Origin of the sequence: Mesorhizobium sp. M7A.F.Ca.US.011.01.1.1, assembly GCF_003998295.1 — a bacterium.
In the GTDB taxonomy this organism is placed as follows: Bacteria; Pseudomonadota; Alphaproteobacteria; order Rhizobiales; family Rhizobiaceae; genus Mesorhizobium.
In genome coordinates this window covers 1-24,004 of sequence record NZ_RZRT01000039.1, presented here as the reverse complement: position 1 = coordinate 24,004, position 24,004 = coordinate 1, and the positions used below count along the sequence as shown (strand labels likewise).

General features: G+C 64.7%; 23 protein-coding genes and 1 pseudogene. 15 read left to right on the top strand and 9 right to left on the bottom strand.

Going from position 1 to position 24,004, the window contains the following annotated elements:
- Nucleotides 1-113 precede the first annotated feature (113 nt).
- The gene (locus tag EOA13_RS26685; protein ID WP_127296580.1) at nt 114-836 is read right to left on the bottom strand and encodes a response regulator transcription factor; all 723 of its coding nucleotides are present in this window, start codon (nt 834-836) and stop codon (nt 114-116) included.
- Nucleotides 836-2,116 (bottom strand): histidine kinase, encoded by a 1,281-nt coding sequence (locus EOA13_RS26680; RefSeq protein WP_127296579.1) that lies wholly within the window; start codon nt 2,114-2,116, stop codon nt 836-838. Before EOA13_RS26680 ends, EOA13_RS26685 begins: the two co-directional genes overlap by 1 nt.
- Nucleotides 2,117-2,518: 402 nt before the next feature.
- On the opposite strand from EOA13_RS26680, the pseudogene EOA13_RS26675 reads away from it, so the two are divergent.
- From EOA13_RS26675 to EOA13_RS26640, 8 genes and pseudogenes are all read left to right on the top strand, one after another.
- Nucleotides 2,519-4,937, top strand: a pseudogene (locus EOA13_RS26675) (glucan 1,4-alpha-glucosidase).
- A gap of 64 nt (nt 4,938-5,001) precedes the next feature.
- The gene (gnd, locus tag EOA13_RS26670) at nt 5,002-6,015 is read left to right on the top strand and encodes a phosphogluconate dehydrogenase (NAD(+)-dependent, decarboxylating) (protein ID WP_127296578.1); all 1,014 of its coding nucleotides are present in this window, start codon (nt 5,002-5,004) and stop codon (nt 6,013-6,015) included.
- A 22-nt stretch (nt 6,016-6,037) separates the two neighbouring features.
- Nucleotides 6,038-7,414, top strand: coding sequence for a glucose-6-phosphate dehydrogenase (zwf, locus tag EOA13_RS26665; RefSeq protein WP_127296577.1), 1,377 nt, complete (start codon nt 6,038-6,040; stop codon nt 7,412-7,414).
- Nucleotides 7,415-7,426: 12 nt separating this feature from the next.
- Nucleotides 7,427-8,146: an ROK family protein gene (locus tag EOA13_RS26660; protein ID WP_127296576.1), complete on the top strand. Its 720-nt coding sequence runs from the start codon at nt 7,427-7,429 to the stop codon at nt 8,144-8,146.
- Nucleotides 8,147-8,361: 215 nt separating this feature from the next.
- A complete protein-coding gene (locus EOA13_RS26655) occupies nt 8,362-8,823 on the top strand; it encodes a MucR family transcriptional regulator (protein ID WP_023811220.1) in 462 nt (153 codons plus the stop codon).
- Nucleotides 8,824-9,105: 282 nt separating this feature from the next.
- Complete coding sequence (locus EOA13_RS26650) at nt 9,106-10,206, top strand: aminotransferase class I/II-fold pyridoxal phosphate-dependent enzyme (protein ID WP_127296575.1); 1,101 nt, start codon at nt 9,106-9,108, stop codon at nt 10,204-10,206.
- Nucleotides 10,207-10,369: 163 nt separating this feature from the next.
- Nucleotides 10,370-11,608: an MFS transporter gene (locus tag EOA13_RS26645; RefSeq protein ID WP_023811222.1), complete on the top strand. Its 1,239-nt coding sequence runs from the start codon at nt 10,370-10,372 to the stop codon at nt 11,606-11,608.
- A gap of 50 nt (nt 11,609-11,658) precedes the next feature.
- Entirely contained in the window at nt 11,659-11,967 is a 309-nt protein-coding gene (locus EOA13_RS26640) for an NIPSNAP family protein (protein WP_127296574.1), read from the top strand.
- Between the two features lie 103 nt (nt 11,968-12,070).
- Here EOA13_RS26640 and EOA13_RS26635 read toward each other — a convergent pair whose 3' ends face one another.
- From EOA13_RS26635 to hemC, 6 genes are all read right to left on the bottom strand, one after another.
- On the bottom strand, nt 12,071-12,784 hold the full coding sequence (locus EOA13_RS26635; protein WP_127296573.1) for a glutamine amidotransferase: 714 nt from the start codon (nt 12,782-12,784) through the stop codon (nt 12,071-12,073).
- Nucleotides 12,785-12,799: 15 nt separating this feature from the next.
- Nucleotides 12,800-13,279 (bottom strand): TerB family tellurite resistance protein, encoded by a 480-nt coding sequence (locus EOA13_RS26630; protein WP_127296572.1) that lies wholly within the window; start codon nt 13,277-13,279, stop codon nt 12,800-12,802.
- A 36-nt stretch (nt 13,280-13,315) separates the two neighbouring features.
- Nucleotides 13,316-14,920 (bottom strand): heme biosynthesis protein HemY, encoded by a 1,605-nt coding sequence (locus tag EOA13_RS26625; RefSeq protein WP_127296571.1) that lies wholly within the window; start codon nt 14,918-14,920, stop codon nt 13,316-13,318.
- A gap of 10 nt (nt 14,921-14,930) precedes the next feature.
- Nucleotides 14,931-16,427 carry a COG4223 family protein gene (locus tag EOA13_RS26620; RefSeq protein WP_127296570.1) on the bottom strand — a complete coding sequence of 499 codons (1,497 nt, stop codon included), beginning with the start codon at nt 16,425-16,427 and terminating at the stop codon, nt 14,931-14,933.
- Between the two features lie 110 nt (nt 16,428-16,537).
- Nucleotides 16,538-17,254: a uroporphyrinogen-III synthase gene (locus EOA13_RS26615; RefSeq protein WP_127296569.1), complete on the bottom strand. Its 717-nt coding sequence runs from the start codon at nt 17,252-17,254 to the stop codon at nt 16,538-16,540.
- A gap of 1 nt (nt 17,255) precedes the next feature.
- Nucleotides 17,256-18,182: a hydroxymethylbilane synthase gene (gene hemC, locus EOA13_RS26610; protein ID WP_127296568.1), complete on the bottom strand. Its 927-nt coding sequence runs from the start codon at nt 18,180-18,182 to the stop codon at nt 17,256-17,258.
- Nucleotides 18,183-18,380: 198 nt separating this feature from the next.
- Between hemC and tsaD the strand changes: the two genes are divergently transcribed.
- The 6 genes from tsaD (at nt 18,381) to EOA13_RS26580 (ending at nt 22,490) form a co-directional block, all read left to right on the top strand.
- Complete coding sequence (gene tsaD / locus EOA13_RS26605; RefSeq protein ID WP_206535316.1) at nt 18,381-19,466, top strand: tRNA (adenosine(37)-N6)-threonylcarbamoyltransferase complex transferase subunit TsaD; 1,086 nt, start codon at nt 18,381-18,383, stop codon at nt 19,464-19,466.
- Complete coding sequence (locus tag EOA13_RS26600) at nt 19,463-20,482, top strand: NAD(P)H-dependent glycerol-3-phosphate dehydrogenase (RefSeq protein WP_127296566.1); 1,020 nt, start codon at nt 19,463-19,465, stop codon at nt 20,480-20,482. Before tsaD ends, EOA13_RS26600 begins: the two co-directional genes overlap by 4 nt.
- 37 nt (nt 20,483-20,519) lie before the next feature.
- Nucleotides 20,520-20,816, top strand: coding sequence for a YciI-like protein (locus EOA13_RS26595; RefSeq protein WP_127296565.1), 297 nt, complete (start codon nt 20,520-20,522; stop codon nt 20,814-20,816).
- A gap of 127 nt (nt 20,817-20,943) precedes the next feature.
- A complete protein-coding gene (locus tag EOA13_RS26590; protein WP_127296564.1) occupies nt 20,944-21,369 on the top strand; it encodes an EVE domain-containing protein in 426 nt (141 codons plus the stop codon).
- Complete coding sequence (locus EOA13_RS26585; protein ID WP_206535315.1) at nt 21,324-22,022, top strand: methyltransferase; 699 nt, start codon at nt 21,324-21,326, stop codon at nt 22,020-22,022. Before EOA13_RS26590 ends, EOA13_RS26585 begins: the two co-directional genes overlap by 46 nt.
- Nucleotides 22,023-22,073: 51 nt before the next feature.
- Nucleotides 22,074-22,490 carry a DUF1761 domain-containing protein gene (locus tag EOA13_RS26580; protein ID WP_127296562.1) on the top strand — a complete coding sequence of 139 codons (417 nt, stop codon included), beginning with the start codon at nt 22,074-22,076 and terminating at the stop codon, nt 22,488-22,490.
- A gap of 112 nt (nt 22,491-22,602) precedes the next feature.
- Here EOA13_RS26580 and gcvA read toward each other — a convergent pair whose 3' ends face one another.
- Nucleotides 22,603-23,538 (bottom strand): transcriptional regulator GcvA, encoded by a 936-nt coding sequence (gene gcvA / locus EOA13_RS26575; protein WP_023811236.1) that lies wholly within the window; start codon nt 23,536-23,538, stop codon nt 22,603-22,605.
- Between the two features lie 131 nt (nt 23,539-23,669).
- On the opposite strand from gcvA, the gene EOA13_RS26570 reads away from it, so the two are divergent.
- Complete coding sequence (locus EOA13_RS26570) at nt 23,670-23,936, top strand: hypothetical protein (protein ID WP_127296561.1); 267 nt, start codon at nt 23,670-23,672, stop codon at nt 23,934-23,936.
- Nucleotides 23,937-24,004 lie beyond the last annotated feature (68 nt).

Here is a 24,004-nt window from a genome sequence, read left to right as displayed (position 1 = left end):
AGGTGCCATGAATCTGCAAATGAGGGTCGCACTTCGGGTCCGCAGGCATTGAGTTGGCGTTCATTAGCAATGCGCCGGACCTTCCGATGTTCCGGGGCGTGGCCGCCGCTGTTTCAGTGCTCCGCCAGCCAGGCATCGAGCCGGTCCTGTTCGCGGCGCAGTGCGTCGATGTTGATCAGGCCACGCGCCATGGCGAGATAGATCGCCCGCGTCCGCGAGTTGAACACGGAAGCATCGCCGGTGCCGTCGTCCGCCGGCATGATGCCGAGCTTGTCATAGACATGCTTGATGCGGCTCTGCGCGCCACGGATCGACAGGCCGCGGCGTGCTGCGATCGCCCGGTCGGTCAGGCCGAGCGCGATGTCGATCAGGCTCTCATATTCGCCGTCGGTGATGCCCTCGAACTTGTCCTGCACGCGGTGCTGGATACCGCGGATCTCGCGGTCGATGATGCAGTGGCCTTCGCGGAAAACGCCGCGCAGGGCGGACCGCATGCCCTCCTCCGTCGCCGATTTGAGCACATAGCCATAGACCGAGCCCGGCGGGACGATGCGCGCCACGCCGCGCACATAGGCTTCGTCGGCGAAATTCGACCAGAACAGGATGTGCGTGCCGGCGCGGCGGTTCCAGATCGCCTTGGCAACTTCGATTCCCGTCGCCTTCGGCATCTGCAAATCGAGCACGACATGCAGTGGCTCGCGTTCGGCCGCCAGGTTGATGGCGTCCTCGCCGTCACTCGCTTCGATGACCTCGACGTCGCCGGGCCACAACTGCTCCACCGTTCGCCGCGCGAAGCTACGGTGCAACCCGTCATTCTCGGCTATCATCACAAGCATCACATGGCCTCCGATACGGCGATCTCGCCAGGAACCGCTGCAGCCGCCGCCAATTCTCGCGACGGCTGGCGGTCGATCTCGACGACGACACGGGTGCCGCCGTTCTTGCGGCCGGCTTGGCCGATGCGCAGCCGCGCCCCGATAAGGGCTGCCCGCGTGTGCATATGGCCGATGCCGCCATACGCGGCCGGGTCGACAGCGCCGCAGCCCTGGCCGTCATCCGTCACGATCACCCGCAGCACGCTCGCGGTCGACGCCAGCAGCACGTCGATGCGGTGCGGCGCGGCATGGCGAACGGCATTGTTGATCGCTTCCTGCACGATCCGGTAGAGCGCGGTCCGCACTGGCTCGGACAGGCTGTCGGCGCCGCCGTCGCTGGTGTCGGCGATGCGCACGGCGATCGGCGGCTTGGCCCTGGCGACGCTGCGGTTGAGATGCGCCTCGACCGCGTCGCGCAGGCCGAACAGTTCGAGCACGCTCGGCCGCATGTCGTCGACGATGTGGCGCAGTTCCGTCAGGCAGCCGGCGACCTCCTGCTCGAGATCGGCAAGCTGCGCTGCCCGCGCCACGCCCTGGCCGCGAAGGGCCGAAAGCTGGCGCGCGATGCGGGCCAGATCGGCAAGCGTCTGGTCGTGCAGATCCATGGCCATGCGCCGACGTTCGCGCTCCATGCCTTCGGTCAATTGCGAGGCGCCGACGCGCAGCAGCTCGACGCGGTTGCGCGCCTCGCTCTCGGCCAGCATGGCGCGGCGCGCCTCCTCGGTCTGGATCAGCGCGAAGATGTAGGGCGCGATCAGGTCCGCGCATTGCTGGGCGACCGCGACATCGGCAAGCGTGTAGCAGTCGACCTCGTGTCGGCTGATGTTGAGCGCGCCGATGATGCCGCCGCGCGCCCTGAGCGGCACGACGATGCGGCTGCGCAGCCTGGCGGCGAAGATCGGGCCGTCGATAGCGGTGGCGAAATGGAACCGCTCGTCGCTCAACGCGTCGTCGGCGAGCAGATAGGGGACTTCGCCCCACAGCACCGAGCGGATCGGGCTGACTTCGGTCGGCAGCGGATGCTGGGCAAGCTCGCTCCAGCTGGTGTGGAAGCCGGCTTCGTAACAGGCGTGCCGGCGGCCGTCATGCGACAGCACCGCCAGATCCATGTGGTCGTGCGGGATGAGCGAGCCGATCTCGATGGCTGTCGCGCGGAACGCCGTGCCGGGATCGATATGGCCGGCAAGCGCCCGCGATATCGCCAGCAGCCGGTCGATCAGGACCAGGGACACTTCCGCCATTGCTTTCACGATCCTCCCGTGCCGCGAAATAGTGGACGCATGCCGCCGCCGCTGTCAACGACGGAGCCGCTGGCCATAGGGTCCCGCACTCAGCTTGACAAAAGACCTGACGACAGCTCGGCGGTGTCGGCAGCCTTGTGGCGGCAATAGGAATTTTTTCTTGACTCGGTGCCCTCAGCTATGGTACATTTTTGCCTATGGTGCTGATTTGCGCCTATGACCCGCCGCACAGGCGGGTTTTTCGTTTGATGCTCCGTCAGCCAATGCGCGGGCGAAGGCTCCGAAGAAACCCGTCAGCCCGAATTCGTTGCCCTGCCGTTGGCCCGCCCGATCAACTTGCGGTGCAATGATTGTAAAGGGTTCGCGTCCTGGTCTAGGGAGAAGGCCAGGAGACCGAACAGAATGCCAGTGACGCAAAACGTTGCTCCGGGCGCCCCGGGAATCCCGGCGCGCTGGACATCAAGCGCCAAGAGTGGCGTCGGAACGTCGCTTTCGCCGGCCGGCCGGATCTGGTTCACGATCAGCCACGGCATCCTCAACGAAATCTACTATCCCCGCGTCGACAGCGCCTGCACCCGCGACCTCGGCCTGATCGTCACCGGCCCCGGCGGCTATTTCTCGGAAGAGAAACGCGATGCCGTGCATACGATCGAACCGTTCGAGGACGGCGTGCCCGCCTACCGGCTGGTCAACACGGCGAATGACGGCGCCTGGCGGATCGAAAAGCGCATCCTCGCCGACCCGGAGCGCCCGGCGCTGCTGCAGGAGATCACCTTCACAGCACTCAAGGGTGCGCCCGGTGACTACCGCGTTTATGCGCTTCTGGCGCCGCATCTGGTCAATGCCGGCATGGGCAACACCGCATGGGTCGGCGAGCACGAGGGAAAGCCCGTGCTGTTCGCCTCGGGGCGCGGCTCTTGCCTGGCTCTGGCCTCGTCGCTGCCCTGGCGAACCGGTTCGGCCGGCTATGTCGGCTTTTCCGACGGCTGGCAGCAACTCCACAACACCGGTGAGCTCGACGCTGCATACCAGCGGGCCGAGGACGGCAATGTCGCGCTGACGGGCGAGATCGGCTTTTCCGCCACAGAGACCAAGGCCTTGCTGGCGCTGGGGTTTGGAGCGACGCCGGGCGAGGCCGCGCAACATGCTTTCGCCAGCCTGAAGCAGGGTTTTGAACCCGCGGTGAAATCCTACCTCCAGAACTGGCGCAATTGGCAAAAGGGCTTGCTGCCGCTGGACCGGCACGCGGTGCCCGGGTTCAACTTCTATCGCATCTCGACGGCGGTACTGGCGACGCACCGGTCGATCGCGACACCGGGCGCCGCGGTCGCCAGCCTGTCGATCCCGTGGGGCTTCGACAAGGGGTGACGACGACCTCGGCGGCTACCATCTGGTCTGGCCGCGCGATCTGGTCGAGACGGCGGGCGGCTTTCTTGCTGCCGGCGATGCTGCCTCGGCTCTGCAAATCCTCGATTACCTCAGCTCCATCCAGCAGCCGGACGGCCATTGGCCGCAGAACGCCTGGCTCGACGGATCGGCCTATTGGCCCGGCATCCAGATGGACGAATGCGCCTTTCCGCTGCTGCTGGCCGATGCTTTGCACCGCGCCGGCCATTTGCCGCGCGCCAGGCTCATGACCTTCCTGCCGATGATCGAGCGCGCCGCCGGCTATGTCGTGCGCAACGGACCCGTCACCGGCGAAGACCGCTGGGAAGAGGATGCCGGCTACAGCCCGTTCACGCTCGCCGTCGAAATCGCCGCACTGCTTGCCGCGGCAGACCTGCTCGACGCCTGCGGCAAGACAGACGCCGCGACCTACCTGCGCGAGACATCGGACGTCTGGAACGACCAGGTCGAGCGCTGGACCTACGTCACCGGCACGGCGACCTGCAGTCAAGTCGGCGTCGAAGGCTACTATGTCCGCATAGCACCACCCGACAGCGCCGAGGCCGGTTCGCCGAAGGACGGCTATGTCCCGATCAAGAACCGGCCGCCCGGCGACACGGATCGGCCCGCCAAGGAGATCGTCAGCCCGGACGCGCTGGCGCTGGTGCGCTTCGGTCTGCGGGCAGCCGGCGACCCGCGCATGACAGACACGGTCAAGGTCATCGATGCGCAATTGCGCTGCGGTCTGCCGCAAGGGCCGCTCTGGTATCGCTACAACGGCGATGGCTATGGCGAGCACGAAGACGGCGCACCTTTCGATGGCACCGGCCAGGGTCGCCCCTGGCCGCTGCTGGCCGGCGAACGTGCCCACTATGAGCTGGCGGCTGGACGCGAGGAAAAGGCAGCCAGCCTGCTGGCAGCACTGGAAGGCTCGGCCGGATCGGGGGGCCTGTTGCCGGAGCAGGTCTGGGACGGCGCCGATCTGCCGGAACGCGAACTGCTGCATGGCCGCCCCTCGGGCAGCGCCATGCCGCTGGTCTGGGCGCATTCGGAGCATATCAAGCTGCTGCGCTCGCTGCGCGACGGCGCGGTCTTCGACATGCCGCCGCAAGGCGTCAAGCGCTATATCGAGGACAAGACCGTATCGCCGTTCAGAACTTGGCGGTTCAACAACAAGATCCGCGCCATGCCGGAGGGCAAGACGCTGCGTGTCGAATTGTTGGACCCGGCTACAGTCCACTGGAGCACCGACAACTGGGCGACAGCCCAGGACAGCCAGACGGTGGAGAACGCCTTCGGCATCCATCTTGCCGATCTGCCCGCGGCAAGCCTCCCGGGGGGAAGCACGCTGATCTTCACTTTTTTCTGGCCCGGGACCGGCGATTGGGAGAATGTCGACTTCTCCGTCATATCGGGCGACCAAGATGGCCAGTAGATCATAGCCAGTAGACCTTCCCTCGATAAACCCCGCAAATCTCTTAGGAAACAGGGACGAAACCATGCAGATCGGAATGATGGGACTGGGCCGGATGGGCGCCAACATGGTCCGGCGCCTGATGCGCGACGGCCACGAATGCGTCGTCTACGACATCAACCCGGCCAGCGTCGCCGCCCTGGTGACCGACGGCGCGTCAGGGGCGGCCTCGATGGAAGAATTCGTCGGCAAGCTGGCCAAGCCGCGCTGTGTGTGGCTGATGCTGCCGGCAGCGATCACCGGCAGGATCATCGACCAGGTGGCGGCCCTGATGGAGCCCGGCGACATCGTCATCGACGGCGGCAATTCCTATTACCACGACGCCGTCGACCAGGCCGCGAAACTGGCCGGCAAGGGTATCCATCTTGTCGATGTCGGCACCAGCGGCGGCGTCTGGGGCCTGGAGCGTGGCTACTGCCTGATGATCGGCGGTCCCGACGTGGCGGTGCAGCACCTCGATTCGATCTTCTCCACGCTGGCACCGGGCGCCGATGCCGGCTCCAATCCGCCTGGGGATGCCGGCACCGCGCCCTTCGGCTATCTGCATTGCGGACCGAGCGGCGCCGGCCACTTCGTCAAGATGGTGCACAACGGCATCGAATATGGCGTCATGGCCGCCTATGCCGAAGGCATGAACATCCTGAAGTCGGCCAATGCCGGCAAGCGGCAACGGACGGCGGACGCCGAGACCAGTCCGCTGGAAAACCCGCAATACTACCAGTTCGACATCGACCTTCCCCAGGTGGCCGAGGTCTGGCGGCATGGCAGCGTTATCGGCTCCTGGCTGCTCGACCTGACGGCCGGCGCGTTGAAAAGCGATCCGGGCCTGGTGAATTTCGGCGGCCGCGTCTCGGATTCCGGCGAAGGCCGCTGGACGCTGAAGGCGGCTATCGACACCGGCGTGCCGGCTCCAGTGCTGTCCTCGGCGCTGTTCGACCGCTTCTCCTCGCAGGGCGAATCCGAATTCGCCGACAAGCTGCTCTCCGCCATGCGCTATGCCTTTGGCGGCCATGTCGAGAAGCCGAAGGCCGGCAAGTGACGACACGGGGGGAGACACGCGCATGAGCCAGGAACGGTCCGACACGCTGGTGCTCTTCGGGGCCACCGGCGACCTCGCCCACAAGAAGATATTTCCAGCCCTTTACCAGATGGTCGCCAAGGGCACGCTCACCGAGCCGGTGATCGGCGTCGCTTTCGACGCCTGGGACCTCAAGCAGTTGCAGGCGCGCGCCCGCGACGGCATCGTCAATGCGCTCGGCAAGATCGACGAGAAAGCGTTCGCCAAATTCGCTTCGCTGCTGCGCTACGTCAGCGGCGACTACCGCGATGGAGCGACGTTCGAGAAACTGAAAAACGCCCTCGGCACCGCGCAGCGGCCGCTGCACTACATGGCGGTGCCGCCGACCATGTTCGAGACCGTCGTCCAGGGGCTGGAGCAATCAGGCACCGCGCATGGCGCACGGCTGATGGTGGAAAAGCCCTTCGGCCACGATCTGCAATCGGCGCGCTGGCTGAACCGGGTCCTGCATCTGGTGTTCGACGAACAGTCGATCTTCCGTATCGACCATTATCTGGGCAAGGAAGCGATCCAGAACCTGCTCTATTTCCGCTTCGCCAATTCCTTCCTCGAGCCGATCTGGAACCGCAACTACGTCGAAAGCGTGCAGATCACCATGGCCGAGGATTTCGGCGTCGAGGGACGTGGCCGTTTCTATGACGATGTCGGCTGCATCAGGGACGTCATCGAGAACCATCTGCTCAACATCCTGTTGCTGCTTGCCATGGAGCCGCCTGTCGGCCGTTCCGCCGACGATCTGATCGACGAGAAGGTGCAGGTGCTGCGCGCGATCAGGACGCTGACAAAAGACGATGTCGTGCGTGGCCAGTTCACCGGCTATCTCGCCGAACCCGGCGTAGCGCCGAACTCGCCCGTCGAGACCTTCGCGGCGGTGCGTTTCTTCGTCGACACCTGGCGTTGGCAGGACGTGCCGTTTTTCATCCGCGCCGGCAAGAACATGCCGGTGCATGTCACCGAAGTGGTGGTGCGGCTGAAGCGGCCGCCGCTCGATGTCTTCGATCCGATCAAGCCCGCCGACCAGAACTACGTCCGCTTCCGCATCGACCCACAGGTGGTGATCGCCATCGGCGCCCAGCGCAAGGCGCCGGGCGACGACATGATCGGCGAGCAGGTCGAACTGACGGCGCTCGACGACTCAAAGGGCGACATGCCGCCCTATGAGCGTTTGATCGGCGACGCCATGAACGGCAACGGGCAGTTGTTCACCCGCCAGGACGCCAGCGAACTGGCCTGGCGCATCGTCGGTCCGGTGCTTGGCGACACCACGCCGCCGCATCTCTACGAGCCGCTCACATGGGGACCCGCGGACGTCATGGCCGGGTTTGGGCCGCCCAATGGCTGGATCGATCCGGTGAAGTGAGAGGACCACACGATGGCCAAGAAAGTGAAGCAACCAGCATCGGGCACCGAGAAGCCGGACACTGAAAAAATCGTGCTCACGATCGACATCGGCGGCTCGCACGTCAAGATCCTCACCAGTGCCGGCGGCGCGGAGCGCCGCGCCGATTCGGGGCCCGACCTGACGCCGCGGCAGATGATCGATACGGTCAACAAGCTCGCCGAAGGCCTGTCCTACGACGTCGTCTCGATGGGCTATCCCGGCCCGGTCAATCACAACAGGCCGCTCGCCGACCCCGCCAATCTCGGCAAGGGCTGGGCTGGATTCGATTTTGCGGGCGCGTTCGGCAAACCGGTAAAAGTGGTCAATGACGCGCTGATGCAGGCCATCGGCAGCTACGAGGGCGGGCGCATGCTGTTCCTCGGGCTCGGCACCGGGCTCGGTGCGGCGATGATTGCCGACAACGTCGCCCAACCGATGGAACTCGCGCATTTGCCCTACAAGAAGGGCAGGAGTTTCGAGGATTATGTCGGCGAGCGCGGCCTGGAAAAGCGCGGCAAGAAGAAATGGCGCAAATACGTCTTCGACGTCGTCGACCGGCTCCGTGCCGCCATGCAGCCGGACTATGTCGTGATTGGCGGCGGCAACGTCGACAAGCTCGATGAATTGCCCGCCGACTCCAGGCGCGGCGACAACACACGCGCCTTCGAAGGCGGGTTTCGTTTGTGGCGCGACAAGGCGCTGATAGTCTGATACTGTTATTGTTTAATATAGTTGTTCAAAATAACGTGTGATATGCCATCAAGTCGTTGCAATACGCAGATTTGCCGACTAGGAATTCCGCGCTACACCAACGCCATTCGTCCCGTGGACGCACGAAGGACGCCATAGCATTTTGATTTCGCGCATGATCCTTTCCGGAAGTCGAATCCGATTTTCAGGTCATTCGCTGTAGACGGAGAAATAGAGTGACCGACGATAGCAACAGTGCCCGTAAAGACATCGATCTGCTCGAGCTGACCGCTCACATCGTGTCCGCTTACGTCGAGAAGAACCGCTTGCCCGCCTCCGGCCTGGCCGACCTCATCGCCAGCGTCAGCGCCTCGATAAACGGGCTCGGCAAGCCTGCGGTCCCGGTGGCTGCCCCCCTGGTCCCGGCGGTCAACCCCAAGAAGTCGGTGACGCCCGATTTCATCATCTGCCTCGAAGACGGCAAGAAGTTCAAATCGCTGAAGCGTCACCTGGGCGTGCATTTCGGCCTGACGCCGGACGCCTATCGCGCCAAATGGGGCTTGCCGTCGGACTATCCGATGGTCGCTCCCAACTACGCGGCCTCGCGTTCGCTGCTGGCGAAATCGATCGGCCTCGGCCGCAAGGCGGCCCCCGTGAAGGCACCCGCCAAGGGCAGGAAGGCCAAGGCCTCGGCCTGAGGCATGTCGCCCAAAAGTGCGCAGCGGTTTTGGGACAACGACCTGCCTAAAGCAAAGACCTAGTTCAGTCCTGAGCCAACAGTTAGGACGACTGGAACAGAAGCCTGCCGGCGAATCCGCCTTGGCAGGCTTCATGTTTTTAGGCTTGGATGGACCGGACGGGTTCCTAAGCAATTCCAGGAAAAGTGTGAAACGGTTTTCCGTCCGGAATTGCGTAAAAACAAGGAGTTAGAGCGGGCCGCCGTTTCCGTGAAACGGTGAACTGCTCTTGGGGAGCGAGCCATGAACTACACCAGGATGGTGATCGAGAAAGAAGCGCCGGAAGAATACGGCTACGACCGTATCCGCTACAATCTTTCGGAAAGTTCGATCGCCGACCAGAAGCTCTCCGACATCGGCCTGTCGCTGCCTGATCTCACGCTTTTCTATGGCGAGCATCGCGGCGACAAGCAGTTGCGTGCCCTGATCTCGGCGCAGGATGCCGGCATTTCACCGGATGATGTCCTGGTCACCGCCGGTGCCGCGGGCGCGCTGTTCATCATCTCGACCTCGCTCTTGTCGGCCAATGACCATCTCGTCGTCATCAGGCCCAACTACGCCACCAACATCGAAACCCCAAGGGCGATCGGCTGCGCCATCGGCTTTGTCGACCTGGCCTTCGAGGAAGGCTTCGCCATCGATGTCGAACGCGTCAAGGCGGCGATGCGGCCGGACACGAAGCTGATCAGCGTCACCTGCCCGCACAACCCGACCGGCACGATGATGAGCCGAGCCGAACTCGATGCCCTGGTGGCGCTTGCCGAAAGCAGCAACTGCCATCTGCTGGTCGACGAGACCTATCGCGACCTTTCCTACGGCCGGCGGCTGCCGACAGCTGCCTCACTGAGCCCGAAGGCGATCAGCGTCTCGTCATTGTCCAAGGCCTTCGGCATTCCTGGTATCCGCATCGGTTGGCTGATCACCAGGGACGCTGAGCTTCAGGAAAAATTCCTCGCCGCCAAGGAGCAGATCGGCATCTGCGGCAGCGTTATCGACGAAGGCATTGCGCGGGGCATGCTCGAGCGCCGGGACGCCTTCCTGGCGACATTGCTGCCTGAAATGGCGAGGCGTCGCGACATCGTCCAGGCCTGGATCGACCGCGAACCGCTGGTCGACTGGGTGCGGCCCGAAGGCGGTGTCGTAGGCTTCCCGCGCCTCAATGTCGAACCTCGCTTCGACCTCGACCGGTTCTATGTGAATCTGCTGGAAAACCATGGCACCTATGTCGGGCCCGGCCACTGGTTCGAGATGGAGAAGCGCTTCTTCCGCGTCGGCTTTGGCTGGCCGACGGAAGCCGAATTGCGCGGCGGCCTTGATGCCATCTCCGCCGCGCTGCGGCAGTAACTACCGCGTGCCGGCGATGGAACGGGCTGAAAATTCCTTGATCCAGCACTGATTTTGACGCATATCCGCTGCGAACTGAGCTAAAAAGTTCCGCCAGCCGGACCAGCGCCCATCGTGGAAGTGCCCCGCCAGCTGACGTCACTGCAACGGGGCCTCTTAAATCATGACAGCAGAACAGATATCGCCGGACCAGCGCTATGCCGCGTTCCGCCATCGCTCCTTCCTGAGCTATTGGGCGGCGCGTTTCCTCACCACATTCGCCACCATGATCGTGTCCGTCGCGGTCGGCTGGCAGATGTACGATTTGACCCGCGACCCGCTCGATCTCGGCCTGGTCGGCATCGTCCAGTTCCTGCCGTCGCTGCTTCTGGTGCTGGTCACCGGCGTCGTCGCTGATCGCTTCGGCCGCCGCCTGATCATGGCGCTGGCGGTCGTGGTGGAGGCGATGTGCGCGCTGGCGCTGCTGTTCCTGACGCTGCGCGGCATCAGCGGGCCGCTGCCGATCTTCTGCGTGCTTGCCATGTTCGGCGTCGCCCGCGCCTTTTTCGGTCCGGCCTCCGCCTCGCTGTTCGCCAATCTGGTGCCGCCTCAGGATTTCGCCAACGCCATCGCCTGGAATTCATCGGCCTGGCAGACGGCGACCATCGTCGGCCCGGTGGCCGGCGGCCTGCTCTACGGCGTGTCGCCGGAAGCGGCCTACGGAACCGCGGCCGTCCTGATGCTCGTGTCCGGGCTGCTGATCTTCACCATCCCGAAGCCGTCGCAGCGCACCGAGTCGGACAAGCCGACGATGCAGCACCTGCTCGGCGGGTTCAGCTACATCTGGAGCGAGAAGATCGTGCTGGGCGCCATCTCGCTCGATCTGTTCGCCGTGCTCCTGTCCGGCGCCTCGGCGCTGCTGCCGGTCTATGCGCGCGACATCCTCCAGCTCGGCCCCTGGGGTCTCGGCCTGCTGCGATCGGCGCCCAGCATCGGCGCCATTTGCGTCGCCATCTGGCTGGCCGGGCATCCGCTCCGCAACCACGCGGGCATGATCATGCTGGCCGCCGCCGCCTCGTTCGGCGCCTTCACCGTGCTGTTCGGCCTTTCCACCATCACCTGGCTGTCGATCGTGGCGCTGGTCTTCCTCGGCGCCACCGACATGTTCAGCGTCTACATCAGGGAAACCCTGATCCAGCTGTGGACGCCCGACGAGGTGCGCGGCCGCGTCAACGCCGTCAACCAGGTCTTTGTCGGAGCCTCCAACGAGGTCGGCGAATTCCGCGCCGGCACGATGGCCGCACTGATCGGCACGGTGCCGGCCGTGGTGATCGGCGGCATCGGCGCCATCGCCGTCGCGGGCCTGTGGATGGTGCTGTTCCCGCAACTGCGCAAGGTGCGCCACCTCAACGGACGCAACTGATCTTCCCACGGCTGACAGCCGACATGCCTCGCCTATACACAGGAGCTCCCATGATCACTTGCTACCTGAAATATGTCATCGACCCCTACAAGCTTGCCGAGTTCGAAGACTATGGCCGTCGCTGGATAGGCCTGGTCAACCGCCTCGGCGGAAACCATCACGGCTATTTCCTTCCGAGCGAGGGGGCTAACAATATCGCTTTTGCCATGTTCAGTTTTCCGAGCCTTGCCGACTACGAGGACTATCGCAAACGGATGGTTGCCGACCCTGAATGCCAGGAAGTGTTTGAAATGGAAAAACGCAATCGCAGCATTCTCAGCTACGAGCGCAGCTTCCTGCGGCCGGTGCTCGAACCTTAAAGGGCGTCGCGTCGAAACAGATTTCACGCGCCGCGCTTTAGATCTTTGTTTTATGCATGTCGTCTTCCCAACACCGAGGTCACTTTTGGGCGACATGCATTAGCTATCTGCTCGGCTTGCCGAAAATCATCCGCAGGAACTCGTCCAGCCAGCGCTTGAGATGCATGTCCCAGATCAGCCGGCCGCCGAGATGATCGCGGCCGGGCTGGGCACCGGGCAATTCGAAGCGATGTGCGCCGCGCACCACCCAGCGCTGCATCATCACCCTGGTCAGTTCGCCATGGAACTGGATGCCCCAGGCATTGTCGCCGTAGCGAAAGGCCTGGTTGGGATAGGTTTCGGCGGTCGCCAGCAGCGTCGCGTCCCTGGGCAGCGAAAAACCCTCGCGGTGGAACTGGTAGACCATCTCCGGCCAGTGCATCAGTTGCTTGCCGGCTTCGGTCGCCTTCAGGGGATACCAGCCGACCTCGACCAGCCCTTCACCGTGACCCTCGACCTTACCGCCGAGACAGTTGACCAGCATCTGCGCGCCGAGACAGATACCGAGACATGGCCGGTTCTCCCTCAGCGGTATTTCCAGCCAGCTGGTCTCGCGGCGAACGAACTCGTCCTCGTCATTGGCGCTCATCGGGCCGCCGAACACCACCGTGCCGGCGTGGTCGTCCAGTGTTTCGGGCAAGGCGTCGCCAAGCGGCGGCCGGCGAATATCGAGGTCGAACCCTTCTTCCAGCAACATGTGGCCGACACGCCCCGGGCTCGAACTCTCCTGATGCAGCACGATCAGGATCTTTGGCTTCGAACTCGTTTGGCGCGGCATGGGAAGGCGAAGATCCTATTCGTCGCTCGATGTTCCGGTGGCGCCCGGCGCGTGCGCCGCTGCCTTGCGGCGCGCCTCGACGCGATCATGGCGTTCGACGCCGATCAGCTCGGCGACGCGCCAGACGGTGTTGTCCTCGAGCTCGTGCAACTCGCCGTCGGCATAGACGATTTCCCACATCAGGCCGATGAAGGCTTTTCGAGCATCGGCATCGAGATGGCGCTTCAGGACACTGGTGAAGGCATAGAGATCGATCGCCTCATTGTCGGCCCGCTCGCCGGCGGCGGCAAGCGCTTCGAGTTCGGCGCCGCTGATCGAATAGCTCTCCGCCAGCACCGCCTTGAACCGCTCCCACTCGACATCCTGGCGCACGCCATCGGCGTTCATCACATGGTAGAGCAGCGCCGAGGCAGCGATGCGCGGATCGTCCGTGCTGGCATGCGTGCCGGCACCGGCCGGCAAATCCCTGAGAAACGACAGAACGCGTTCAAACATAGATCCATACCCCAACGGCCTGACGGCCTGCCCAACTCAAAACAACCGAAACCGGCGCGGCGATTTCTCCGCTTCCTCGTCCGGATCCACGCCCGGATCGTCCGGCAACCGCGCAAGCTCCTCGGCTGGCTCGACGCCCTCGGCATCGCTCGGCACCGCAGCGAAGGCCGCTGCCGTGATTGGCCTGACATGATCTTCTTCGCGACTTTCAGCTTGCTTGTCCGCCGACGTCTCGCCACCGGCATCATCGATCACCTCGGCCGGCCTTTTTTCGCTTGTCGGCTTTGGCAATGCTTCGATGACCGGCGCCGCACCGGCTGGCATGTCATCGTGGCTGTCGATCAACTGGCCGAGACGCTCCATCGGCGCACGCCACTCGAAGGCGTCGAGCCGACCGGTGATCGGCGATACTGGCGCCCAGCGTTCCGACACCACGCCGTCGGCGACCCAGGCCGGATCGCGCGGCGCCCGCACCGCCCTGGACAGCAGCTGCCGCACCTTGCCCTGATCCCCGGTCTCGGCCTCCTCGATGTCGGCGAGCAGCAGGTAGGCGCCCTCGCGGCGGTCCATGCGGATCGCCGCCTCGGCCTCGCGGCGGGCGGTCGAGAAATCCTGTGCGTCGAGCGCGGCGCGCGCCACCGTCATCGACGATTCGGCGTGGTTCTTCTTCATTTCCTGCAGCTTCTTCGCCCGGTTGAGGCGGTCGAGCACGGCGTCGCCCGGCCTTGCATGGGTATAGAGCTCGGCGACCTCCGGATGCGGCTCGGCCTTCCACGCCGCCTCAAGTATCTTCGAGCCCTTGCGCACATCGTTCTGCTTGAACAATGCGGCCGCGGCGGCAACGGCGGCAGGCGCGAAGTCGGGCCTAAGCTTGTTGGCCTCGATCGCCGCCGTCCTGGCGGCGGCGGGATCGCTGTCGGCAAGCGCCTGCGCCTTGGCGGTCAATAGCACGGCGCGGCGGCGGTTGGCGGCATCGCGTTCGATCTGCCGTGTCGATTTCTGCGCGTCGACCAGTTTCAGGGCGCCGTCCCAGTCGCCGCGCGCGGTCAGCTCTTCCAGCGTCGATTCCGCCGCCCAGGCCAGCTGCGGCGCCATCACCGCGGCACGGCCGGCATAATGCCTGGCGGCGTTGCGGTCGCCGAGCCGTTCGGCTTCCAGATAAAGCCCGCGCAAGCCCAGCAGCCGCATCTCGGGATCGTCGAGCATGCTCTCGAACTTCTGTCGCGCGCCTTCATGATCGCCTTCGAGCAGCGACGCCTGCGCTTCCAGCAGGTGGATCAGCGGCTCCTGGTCGGAACGGATCAGCTTGGCGGCTTCCTTGGTCTTCTTGCGGGCCAGCGCGCCATCACCGGCGCCGGCGGCAATCATGCCGGTCGACAGCGCCTGATAGCCACGGTCGCGGCGGCGGACACGGAAATAGCGCGAGATGGTGTAGGGGCTGTTCCACAGCGACTTGAGCAGCCACCACAGGATCATCACCGCGGCGACCACGGCAACGACAGCCACCGCCGCCACCATCAGGCTGACCTGGTATTGATAGCCGTTGAAAGTGACGACCATGTCGCCCGGCCGGTCGGCCAGCCAGGCAAAGCCCAGCCCGAGCGCGAAAACGACGATGAGGAAGGCGAGCAGGCGGATCATTGTGTTGCCCTCATGCCTTCATCGCGCCCGAGATCAGCGCATCGACCTGGGTTTCGACCTCGATGCGTGCCTTCAGCTTGCCGGCAAAGTCCGCGCCAGCGGCCTTGGCGGCCTCGGGCAGCGTTTCATACTCGCTGAGTGCCTTGGCGTAGTCGCCCTGGTTGACCGCCGCCTCCATGCGCGCGACGGTTTCCGGTGCGCCGGCGCCTTCGACGGCGCCGATCGGCCTGACCTTGACCAGCGATTCGGCGCTCGACAGAAGGCTCTGAACGAAGCCGGCATTCTCATCGACGGGCGTCGCGGCTGTGACCATGGCATTGGCGGCGGCATCAGCCTGCGATGCGATCTCGGCACGGGTCGGAACGCCCTTTTCAGCATAGGGGCGCAGGGCCGCAAGCTGCGGCGCATCAGGCGAAATCGCAGCGAGGGTTTCGAGTTCGGCCGAAAACGGCCCGCCACGCTCAAGCGCCGCCTTCAAGGCCGACGCCGCGATGGCAAGCGCAATCTTCGGCTGTCCCGCCGCCGCCTCGACCTTGCCGGACAGCTGCGACACAGACTGCTCCAGCGCTGTCAGCCGGCCATCCTGCGCCGTCGCCGCCTCGCCGGCCGACTTCACCAGCGCGTCGAGGCCTGCCAGTTTCTCGTTGATCGGACCGAGATCGACCGGCGCCGAGCTGCCGGCCTTGCCGAGCGCGGCGACCGCCGTCTCGATCTGCGCGACCTTGTCGCCCAGTGCGGCGACCCCGGCCGCGTCGCCTGCTCCACCTTTCTCGACGGTCGATTTCAGCGCCGCCACATCGGCCTTGACCTGTTCAAGGCCCGAGGACAGGCCGACCATCTTGGCCGCTCCATCGCCGTTGCCGCCGGCGTCCTTCAAACCGGCAATTTCGGTCTTCAGCGAGGCGATGTCGCCATTGACGCCATCGAGCGAGACGCCGGCACCGGAACCCGGCGCGCCGAGCAGGCCGGCAAATTGCAGCCCGCCGGCGCCGACCAGCGCGATGACGCCGCCGATGATGCCGGCGGCGACGCCGTTGAGGCCGCCACGCTTTTCAGGGGCTGGCGCCATTTTCTCGTCCCGTGTCTCGGTTTTTGCCTTGTTGCCGTCGGTCTGCGTGCGCTTCGCCGATGCGTCGTCGAAACTGTAGTCGAAGATTTTGGTTTTTCCGGCCGGCGCATCGGACGATCCGGGCTCGTCGGACGATCCGGGATAGGGGATCTCGGCCTCGCTAGCGGGCTTTGTCGCCGCTGCCGGCGGCTGCTCCGGTTCGGCCCGGGCATCGGCATGCTCCCAGGGCTCGAGATCGGTCTGGTCGGCGTGAACCGGCTCTTCGGGAACCTCGGGCTGCGAAGCGTTCGCTGCTTCCTCGGCCTTCGCCTCGTCTGTCCGGGCCTCCTGCCTGGCGGCATCCTCGTCGGCGATGCGTGAAACGGCCCCCGGCTCGAGATCGATGGTCACCGGCTCGCGGCGGCTTTTCGAGTGTCGCATCTTCGGCGTCTTGACCATGCCTGGGCTCCGCACAATTCGCTTCGTCTCAACGCCTGGCGGCGCATGATGGTTCAGAAAGGGTCTAGCACATCACCAAGCGGTGAAAAGGGGCGGTGTGATGACGCGGCTCAGCGCGGCGCCTGCAAAAGCGCCAGAAGCACTTCCTCGTCGGGCTGCGCGGCAATGCGGATTCTTTCGCTGGCGACACTGTCGAAGGCTGCCGCGATGCGAGTGGAAAGCGCAAAAACCCATGTTTTTTCGAAGAGTCTGCGCAGAGCGGGCCGTCTTGCCAGGATTTGCATCGCCGCCGCCGCCTTGGCTGAATAAAGCAACACCGCGTCGGCAGGTTGCCCGGACAGGCGTTCGAGGATGACTTCGTCCGAATACCCCACTGCCAGCGTGTCATAGGTCTCGACGGCGTGGACCCGAACGCCCGCTGTCCCGAGCCTCTGTTCGAACGCCGGAAAACGCACACGCCCGCAGAGGTAGACAATCGTCTTTCCGGAAAAATCGGCAGCGAGACTGTCGGCCAGCGCCTCCGCATCGCCCGGGCCTTCACTGACCGACAAAAACCCCGCTTCACGCGCCGCTTGCGCCGTCCTTTTGCCGACCGCATGGCAAGGCAAGGCGGCGAGCGTCGCGATGATTTCTTCCGGCGCATGGCGCACGGCATTGGCGCTGGTGACGGCCACCGCGACGGCATTGTCCGGGATCAGTCCGGCGGCGACAGGCAACGCCTTTGTTTCGGTCAGGGGCAAAAGAACCGGCTGAAAGCCCGTCTCCTCAAGCCGATGCGCTGTGCGCGAAGCACCCGGTTCCGGCCTGGTCACCAGCACGCGAAGCATTTCAGAGCCAGCCGTCGAAGAACTTTTCGCCGGCCTTGGCCCGCACTGTCCGGGCTGCTTCATCGCCGATGCGGGCGGCATCCTGCGCCGGTCCGTGCAGCTCGACCGTGTGCGACTGCGTGCCGTCGGGCGAGATGATCAGCCCGGCGAACGACAGTTTTCCGGCCTCGATCGTCGCATAACCAGCGATCGGCGTGCGGCACGAACCATCCAGCGCCGCCAGGAAGGCGCGCTCGCAGGCCAGCGCCTGACCGGTCGCAATATCATGGATCGCCACCAGCATCTTTTCGACATCGCGATCGCCGATGCGGGTCTCGATGCAGATCGCGCCTTGCCCCGGCGCCGGCGGGAAGATGTCGAGCGGCATCAGGTCGGTGACAACATGCTCTAGTCCGAGCCGCTTCAGCCCGGCATAGGCCAGGATGGTGCCGGCGGCGACGCCTTCGTCGAGCTTGCGCAGCCGCGTCTGCACATTGCCGCGGAACATCACCACGTCGAGATCCGGCCGCATGCGGCGGATCAGCGCCTGCCGCCGCAGCGACGACGAGCCGACTTTCGCCCCCAGCGGCAGGTCGGCGATCGTCTTCGCCGCCTTGCCGACAAAGGCGTCGCGCGCGTCCTCGCGCGGCAGAAAGGCCGAGAGTTCGAGACCGTCGGGCAGTTGCGTCGGCATGTCCTTCGACGAGTGCACGGCGATGTCGATCCGGCCCGCCAGCAGCGCCTCCTCGATCTCCTTGGTGAACAGGCCCTTGCCGCCGGCTTCCGACAGCGGCCGGTCCTGGATACGGTCGCCGCTGGTCGAGATGACGACTATCTCGAACGCTTCCGCCGGTAGGCCGTGCGCGGCCATCAACCGCGCCTGCGTTTCATGCGCCTGTGCCAGCGCCAGCGGGCTGCCGCGTGTTCCGATTCTCAAGATTGTTTGCATGGCGCGCAGTCCGTGATAACCCCCGGCCAGAGCATTTTGCAGCCAAGTGGAATCACTTGGCGTCGCAGAAATGCGGCTCAAAAAAGCTGGAGCGGTATGCCCCGTCCGACTTGAACGCATCGCTCCAGCATGGCTTTTCCGGGCTTCTCCTAACGGGGAAAGCCCCATGATACAATCTTTAGGGACAGCGACGAATTGATCCGCGTTCTGGGCATCGAGACGAGTTGTGACGAGACCGCCGCCAGCGTCGTGGCGCTGGACGGCGACGCCGCGCCAAAAATCCTGTCCAACATCGTGCTCAGCCAGATCGAGGAGCATGCGGCATTCGGCGGCGTCGTGCCGGAAATCGCCGCGCGCGCCCATGTCGAGGCGCTGGACGGCATCGTCGAGGCGGCCCTCGCCGATTCGGGCGTGGCGCTCGCCGACATCGACGCGATTGCCGCCACCGCCGGTCCCGGCCTGGTCGGCGGGCTGATCGTCGGGCTGATGACGGCCAAGGCGATCGCCGCCGCGGCAAACAAGCCGCTGATCGCCATCAACCATCTCGAAGGCCATGCCTTGACGGCAAGGCTGACCGACGGCCTCGACTTTCCCTATCTGCTGTTGCTGGTTTCCGGCGGCCATACGCAGATCCTCGCCGTGCGCGGCGTCGGCGACTATCAGCGCTGGGCAACCACCATTGACGACGCGCTCGGCGAAGCCTTCGACAAGACGGCCAAGATGCTCGGCCTGCCCTATCCCGGCGGACCGAATGTCGAGAAGGCGGCACAGGCCGGCAACGCCTCGCGCTTTGCCTTTCCGCGCCCGATGAAGGGCTCGGCCCAGCCCGACTTCTCCTTCTCCGGCCTCAAGACCGCCGTGCGTCAGGCGGCGACCGCCATTGCGCCGCTGAGCGACCAGGACGTCGCCGACATCTGCGCTTCGTTCCAGGCGGCGGTGGCCGATGCTCTGGCCGACCGCGTTTCTCGCGCGCTGACGCGCTTTCGCGAGACATTTCCCGGCACGAGAAACCCGGCCCTCGTCGTTGCCGGTGGTGTCGCCGCCAACCGCACGATCAAGACCATGCTGGAGCGGCTCTGTGCCGAGACCGGCTTCACCTTCATTGCGCCACCGCTGAAGCTTTGCACCGACAATGCGGCGATGATCGCCTGGGCCGGCATCGAGCGGCTGCGCGCCGGCATGGCGCAGGAGAACGGCTTCGATTTCGTGCCGCGCTCGCGCTGGCCGCTGGACAGCATCTCGGCGCCGATGGTCGGCTCCGGCCGGCGCGGAGCCAAGGCATGAACGAGCGGGCAAGCGGCAACGACACCGCGCCAACCGGCTGGCGCGTTGCCGTGCTCGGCGGCGGGGCCTGGGGCACTGCCTTGGCCCTGGCCATGCTGCGCGCCGGCCATTTCGTCCGCCTTTACGCGCGCGACCCGGAGACCGTCGCCGCGATCGACCGTGGCGAAAATCCACGCTATCTGCCGGGCATTGCGCTCCAGCCCGGCATCGTGGCGACGAGCAACATCCAGGCCGCGCTCGACGGTGCCGACTGCGTGCTGGCGGTGACGCCGGCCCAGTCGCTGCGGACTACGCTGGCGGCAGCGAAGGACCAGATGCCGGCCGGTGTCCCGCTGGTTCTGTGTGCCAAGGGCATCGAAAGCGAGACCGGCGCCTTGCTGTCGGCGATCGTCGAAGAAATCCTGCCGCTAAATCCGGTTGCCGCTCTGTCGGGTCCGAGCTTCGCCACCGACGTCGCCCGCGGCCTGCCGACGGCCGTTGTGGTCGCTGCCCGCGACGAGGCATTGGCCGCCGATCTCGCCGCCCGCTTTTCCGCCGAAAACCTGCGCTGCTATTCGAGCGACGACCTGATCGGCGTCGAGATCGGCGGCGCCTTGAAGAACGTCTTCGCCATTGCCGCAGGTGCTGTCGCTGGCGCGGGTCTCGGGGCCAGCGCCCAGGCCGCCATGGTGACGCGCGGCTTTGTCGAGCTGCGCCGCATCGGCGCTGCCTTCGGCGCCAGGCCCGAGACGCTGATGGGGCTTTCCGGCCTTGGCGACCTGCTGCTGACCTGCTCGTCCACCCAGTCGCGCAATTTCGCCTATGGCCTGGCGCTCGGCCAAGGCAAGCCGCTTGCCGGATTGCCGCTCGCCGAAGGCGTGCCGACGGCGGCGATCGCTGCCCGCATCGCCACCGAGCGCAACATCGACGCGCCGATCATTGCCGCCGTCGCCGCCATACTGGACGGTGCCATCACCGTCCGGCAGGCTGTGACGGCCTTGATGACCCGGCCGCTGAAGACCGAAACCAACGATTGATCCCCCAACCTTGAACCCGAGACCAGGAGAGAGAACCATGCTGTTTGCTGTGATTTGCAAGGACAAGCCCGGAAGCCTGCAGGTGCGCCTCGACACGCGGCCCGAGCATATTGCCTTTCTCGAAGGGTTGAACGGCGACAAGAAGCTGGCCTTCGCCGGTCCGTTCCTTGATGCTGAGGGCAAGCCCAATGGCAGCCTCGTGGTCGTCGAAGCGCCCGACCTGGCAGGGGCGCAGGCTCTTTCGGCCGCCGACCCCTACGCCAAGGCCGGGCTGTTCGAAAGCGTCGAAATCCGCCCGTGGAACTGGACGTTCAACAAGCCGGCGGCTAGTTAATCCCGGTCGTCGGCGCGTGAGCGCTAGAGCAATTCCAGGAAAAGTGTGAAACGGTTTTCCCGGGAAAAGCGCGTAGCGCTTTCCCTTGGGAATTGCGTCAAAACTAAGAGTCTAGGAGGAGAAAGACATGAACTACTGGCTGTTCAAATCCGAGCCATTCAAGTTCTCCTTCGAGATGCTGAAGGCCAAGGGCAAGGCCGGTACGCAATGGGACGGCGTGCGCAACTACGCCGCGCGCAACAACATGAAGGCCATGCAGATCGGCGATCTCGGCTTCTTCTACCATTCCAACGAAGGGCTGAACGTCGTCGGCATCGCTGAAGTCTGCGCGCTTGCCCATCCCGACACCACCTCGGACGATCCGCGCTGGGAATGCGTCGACATCCGCGCCGTAAGGGATGTGCCCAATCCGCCGACGCTGGAACAGGTCAAGGCCAATCCGAAGCTTGCCGACATGGCGCTGGTGCGGCTCGGCCGGCTTTCCGTGCAGCCGGTCACGCCGGTCGAATGGAAGGAAGTCTGCCGCATGGGCGGCTTGACGCCGGCTCCGTGACGGCGCTGACGCCCAACAGCGCGAGGCAATTTATTCTCGACAACACGGCGCTGATGGCGCCGCCGCACGTGTCGGAGATCCTGCTTCATCTCGCCGACGAAGCGCATGATTTGTGGCAGCGGACCGAGGATGAGCTGGTCGAGATCGGCCTGCCGCCGCCTTTCTGGGCTTTTGCCTGGGCCGGCGGTCAGGGCCTTGCCCGCCATGTCCTGGACAATCCCGGCACGGTGCGCGGCAAGCGCGTGCTCGACTTCGCTTCCGGCTCCGGCCTTGTCGCCATCGCCGCCGCCAAGGCAGGTGCCGCCAAGGTGATCGCAACCGACATCGATCCGTTCTGTGCCACCGCGATCCAGCTCAACAGCGAGATCAACGGTGTCGGGACCGAATTCCTCGGCACGGATTGCATCGGTACCGATGCAGGTTGGGACGTGGTCCTGGCCGGTGATGTTTTCTACGACAAATCTTTCGCGGACCGGCTGATGCCATGGTTCGCAACGCTGAAGGCCCGCGGCGCCGAGATCCTCGTCGGCGATCCCGGACGGTCGTATCTGCCGAAGGCAGGGCTGGAGCCGCTTTCTGTGTATGAAGTGGCCGTCACGCGGGCGCTGGAGGATGCGCTGGTCAAGCGCACGACCGTCTGGCGGTTCGCTTGACGCGATCGCCGAACAGGCGTTCCATCATATCCAGATCAGAGGGGGGAGCTTATGGACTTTTCAGCAGTGAACTGGCTGGCGGTGGTCGCCGCCGCGATCGTCGCATGGCTGTTCGGCGCCGCCTGGTACATGGGCCTGAGCAAGCCGTGGCTGAAGGCCGCCAAGCTTGACCCTGCCACGATGAAGAGATCGCCGCTGCCCTTCGTCATCAGCTTCATCGCCGAACTGGTCATGGCCACCATATTGGCCCTGGTCGTCGGCGCGATGACCGGCGGCGAGCCGACATTGCTCGCCGGACTTGTCTTCGGCTTCGTGCTCTGGCTGGGTTTCGTCGCCACGACGCTCTCGGTCAACCATCGCTACGAGAATTTCGGCTGGGACCTGACCCTCATCGACGGCGGCCACTGGCTCGGCGTGCTGCTGATCATCGGCGCCGTGATCGGCTGGTTCGGCGCGGCGGCAAGCTGATCAAGAAGGGAGTAGGGCAGTAAGGCAGTAGGGGAATAGGGGCAAACGGCACCGACTGCTATCCCTACTGCCCTACTGCCCTACTGCCCTACTGCCCTACTGCCCTACTGCCCTACTGCCCTTTGTCCGTGGTCCGCGTCTTGGCGACTTCCTCGAGCATCCATTCGCGAAAGGCGACGATGCGCGGATCGTCGCCGGTATTTTCGGGATAGACCAGGAAGTAGGCGAACTCGGGCGCCACCCGCAGGCCGAGTTCGAAAGGCTGCACCAGCCTGCCCAGGGAAAGGTCGTTCGCCACCATGGCGAAATCGGCGAGCGCAACGGCATTGCCGTCGAGCGCTGCCTGGACGGCATCCGTGGAGTTTCCGAAGACGACGGTCCGGCTGTCGTCGAAATCATTGATGCCGGCCGCCGCCATCCACATCCGCCAGTTCGGCCACGTCACGCCTTGCCGCGACCATTCGATATGCGCAAGCGTGTGATTGAAGAGGTCGCGCGGCTCACGCAGCGGCGGACCGGACGTCAAGAGGCTCGGGCTGCACACGGGAATGAGGATGTTGTCGAACAGCCGGTGGGTGCGAAGACCCGGATATTTGCCGGCGCCGAAACGGATGCCGACATCGATGTCATCGAGTTCGAAATCCCGCACTTCATAGGCAATGTCGAATCGCAATTCGATATCGGGGTGATGCTTGCGAAAATCGTCGACGCGTCGCATCAGCCATTTTGACGCGAACTGCGCGTCGAGCGTTACCTTCAAAAGGGCGGTGCCGCGCGCCAGCTTTTGCGCCCGCGAAACGGCCCGGCCAAGCAGGTCGAGCGCGTCGGCCGAGGCGTCGAACAGCACCGTCCCCGCCTCGGTGAGCCGGATGGTGCGGCTGGTGCGTGTGAACAGCACCAGCCCGAGTTGATCCTCGATTTCCTTGATCTGATGGCTGACGGCGGCCGGTGTCAGGCCGAGCTCGTCGGCGGCGCGGGTGAAATTGAGGTGCCGGGCCGCTGCTTCCAGCGTCCTCAAGGCACGAGTCCCGGGCAGAAGACGAGCCATCCTATCCTCAAATAAAACTTGATGATCCAGAGAAAACTACTCGTTTCTCGCAGGGATTTCAATCTGGCATGATCCGATCATCGACACATCATCAAGCCGGATTTGATATCCGGAGACAACGGATCATAGCCATGTCCATCATCGTTTTGAATTCATCGACACTCCGCCCGGCCTGGCTGGCCGAAACCCTCGACTGGCTTCGCCACGCTCGGGTCGCGATACGACTCGCCGGCCGCGACATTGCCTACCAGGACGTCGAGAATCTCTCCGATCGCCAACTGCGCGATATCGGCGGCGAGCGCCGTGACGTCGCTCGCGCAATGGACAGAGAACTTGGCCGGCTGGGCCTGCTAGACATCGGCTGGCAGAAACCTGGTCGTAGGGGAATAGGGGAATAGGGGAATAGGGAAAAATTAAGGCTGCGCCGAGACTGTCCCTACTCCCCTACTCCCCTACTCCCCTACTC

Bases quoted from the DNA above. Each gene is read 5' to 3' on its own strand.
- EOA13_RS26685 (WP_127296580.1), bottom strand. From the start codon at position 836: ATGCTTGTGATGATAGCCGAGAATGACGGGTTGCACCGTAGCTTCGCG.
- EOA13_RS26680 (WP_127296579.1), bottom strand. From the start codon at position 2,116: ATGGCGGAAGTGTCCCTGGTCCTGATCGACCGGCTGCTGGCGATATCG.
- gnd (WP_127296578.1), top strand. From the start codon at position 5,002: ATGCAGATCGGAATGATGGGACTGGGCCGGATGGGCGCCAACATGGTC.
- zwf (WP_127296577.1), top strand. From the start codon at position 6,038: ATGAGCCAGGAACGGTCCGACACGCTGGTGCTCTTCGGGGCCACCGGC.
- EOA13_RS26660 (WP_127296576.1), top strand. From the start codon at position 7,427: ATGGCCAAGAAAGTGAAGCAACCAGCATCGGGCACCGAGAAGCCGGAC.
- EOA13_RS26650 (WP_127296575.1), top strand. From the start codon at position 9,106: ATGAACTACACCAGGATGGTGATCGAGAAAGAAGCGCCGGAAGAATAC.
- EOA13_RS26645 (WP_023811222.1), top strand. From the start codon at position 10,370: ATGACAGCAGAACAGATATCGCCGGACCAGCGCTATGCCGCGTTCCGC.
- EOA13_RS26640 (WP_127296574.1), top strand. From the start codon at position 11,659: ATGATCACTTGCTACCTGAAATATGTCATCGACCCCTACAAGCTTGCC.
- EOA13_RS26635 (WP_127296573.1), bottom strand. From the start codon at position 12,784: ATGCCGCGCCAAACGAGTTCGAAGCCAAAGATCCTGATCGTGCTGCAT.
- EOA13_RS26630 (WP_127296572.1), bottom strand. From the start codon at position 13,279: ATGTTTGAACGCGTTCTGTCGTTTCTCAGGGATTTGCCGGCCGGTGCC.
- EOA13_RS26625 (WP_127296571.1), bottom strand. From the start codon at position 14,920: ATGATCCGCCTGCTCGCCTTCCTCATCGTCGTTTTCGCGCTCGGGCTG.
- EOA13_RS26620 (WP_127296570.1), bottom strand. From the start codon at position 16,427: ATGGTCAAGACGCCGAAGATGCGACACTCGAAAAGCCGCCGCGAGCCG.
- EOA13_RS26615 (WP_127296569.1), bottom strand. From the start codon at position 17,254: ATGCTTCGCGTGCTGGTGACCAGGCCGGAACCGGGTGCTTCGCGCACA.
- hemC (WP_127296568.1), bottom strand. From the start codon at position 18,182: ATGCAAACAATCTTGAGAATCGGAACACGCGGCAGCCCGCTGGCGCTG.
- EOA13_RS26600 (WP_127296566.1), top strand. From the start codon at position 19,463: ATGAACGAGCGGGCAAGCGGCAACGACACCGCGCCAACCGGCTGGCGC.
- EOA13_RS26595 (WP_127296565.1), top strand. From the start codon at position 20,520: ATGCTGTTTGCTGTGATTTGCAAGGACAAGCCCGGAAGCCTGCAGGTG.
- EOA13_RS26590 (WP_127296564.1), top strand. From the start codon at position 20,944: ATGAACTACTGGCTGTTCAAATCCGAGCCATTCAAGTTCTCCTTCGAG.
- EOA13_RS26585 (WP_206535315.1), top strand. From the start codon at position 21,324: ATGGAAGGAAGTCTGCCGCATGGGCGGCTTGACGCCGGCTCCGTGACG.
- EOA13_RS26580 (WP_127296562.1), top strand. From the start codon at position 22,074: ATGGACTTTTCAGCAGTGAACTGGCTGGCGGTGGTCGCCGCCGCGATC.
- gcvA (WP_023811236.1), bottom strand. From the start codon at position 23,538: ATGGCTCGTCTTCTGCCCGGGACTCGTGCCTTGAGGACGCTGGAAGCA.
- EOA13_RS26570 (WP_127296561.1), top strand. From the start codon at position 23,670: ATGTCCATCATCGTTTTGAATTCATCGACACTCCGCCCGGCCTGGCTG.